Annotated in this window: 2 protein-coding genes; one reads left to right on the top strand and one right to left on the bottom strand. The window is 73.1% G+C overall.

The window, feature by feature from the left end:
* Window positions 1–41 precede the first annotated feature (41 nt).
* Complete coding sequence (locus ACFUEL_RS37145; protein WP_285736124.1) at window positions 42–770, bottom strand: GPP34 family phosphoprotein; 729 nt, start codon at window positions 768–770, stop codon at window positions 42–44.
* A 300-nt stretch (window positions 771–1,070) separates the two neighbouring features.
* Between ACFUEL_RS37145 and ACFUEL_RS37140 the strand changes: the two genes are divergently transcribed.
* On the top strand, window positions 1,071–1,458 hold a 388-nt coding region (locus tag ACFUEL_RS37140; protein WP_380242226.1), incomplete at its 3' end, for a hypothetical protein.

Genomic DNA, 1,458 nt, shown 5'->3' with positions numbered 1-1,458 from the left:
CCCGCCCTCCTGCCGAACCGAACGCTAACGGCGTGCGCCGCTCATCGCGCACCCACCCGACTGGCCACACTGCGGCCGGCCGCGGCAGGACGACCGGCCGGACCGCGCGAACCCGCGGGCGCCGACCTGCCCTGCTGCTGCTGGGCGGGCAGACCGTTCTGCACGTCCATCACCGCGTGGGCCACCATCCCGCCCAGCGGGTCGTACCTGATCAGGTCCCGCAGCCGGGAGCGCGAGGACCGCCCCTCGTTGCCCGGGTACAGGTGCTTGCCCAGGCCGACCGCGTGCGCCAGCGCCGCCAGCGCGGCCGTCCGCGGGTCCGGCGGCACGCCGGTGCGGATCGCCGTGTCCAGCCGCTGCTTGATCGCCGCGTTGGTGCAGTCGTCCGACGCCTGGTAGCGCGTCGTCGGAAGCACCCCGCACACCTGGCCCGGCACCGCCGTCACCATGCCGCACCGCTCCAGGTGCGCCAGGTACGTCTGCCGCAGGCCCAGGCGCGGGCCGCCGATCCAGTGCGCGGCGCGCACCGGGCTGCCGCGTCGGCGCAGTAGTTCCAAAGCGTGGTCAAGGGTCGGGTCACCGGTCGGCCGTGGCACCACCACGGCGATCCGGTCCCCGTCCGGGACTATCCTTCCGGCCAGGGACAGCTCGACGAGCTGCGCCCCGGCAAGTCCGAGGTCGAGGGTCTGCGGCTGCGCGGTGGTACCCGTGGCCGGGTCCAGCGCGAGCAACAAGAGCTCCTCAGGAATGGTTCGACGGCCTCTGCCCATCCAAGCCTCCCCGCGTGGATGAATGACAGGGTGACGCCTCTCACACAGGCTTGTCGAGTACGCCTCCGAATCGTGACCTTGCCCAGGCAGGCTGGAACCGCTGTCCGACGGCTCCGCGTCCCAGCGGGCAGGAGCTCGTACGGGGCGCGAAAACCGCCGGTCGGGCGGGGTGCGACGGGCCTTCGCGGGCTCGGTGCCGGAGACTGTACAGGTGCCGGGCCGGGTCGAGAACCCACCCGAAAAAAACCAGCTTGTGTGATCGGACCGGCGGTGCCGGGCGGACGAGGAGGAGTGGGTTACGTGGGCGAGTCCCCGCAGAGCGAGCGGCGAGACGGCGAGGCGCGGTCGGCCGAGACCGAGGAGACTCCGCGCGAATCCGGCGAGAGCACTCCGGGCAAGAGCACCGTCCACCTGCGCGTCCGCGATGCGGACACCCGCACCGCCGACCTCCGCCTCCCCGCCGACCTCCCCGAGTCCAGCGCCGCCCTGACCGCTCCCCGTCCCACTCCGCAGGACGAGGACGTACCGGAATCCGAGACGCCCGCCGAGGAGCCGGAGCCGGCGGAGTCGGAGGAGGCGGAGTCGGAGGAAGCGGAGTCGGAGGCGGCGGACGACGCTCCGGCCGGCCCGCAGCCGACGATGATGCTGCGGCTGCCCGTCCGGGCCGAAGAGGCCGAAGAAGAGGACA

Origin of the sequence: Kitasatospora sp. NPDC057198 (genome assembly GCF_042670125.1) — a bacterium.
In the GTDB taxonomy this organism is placed as follows: Bacteria; Actinomycetota; Actinomycetes; order Streptomycetales; family Streptomycetaceae; genus Kitasatospora.
This window is presented reverse-complemented; position numbering and strand designations above follow the sequence as displayed.

What these genes read in the sequence shown, in the direction of transcription:
- ACFUEL_RS37145 (WP_285736124.1), bottom strand. Translation starts at nt 770, where the DNA reads ATGGGCAGAGGCCGTCGAACCATTCCTGAGGAGCTCTTGTTGCTCGCG.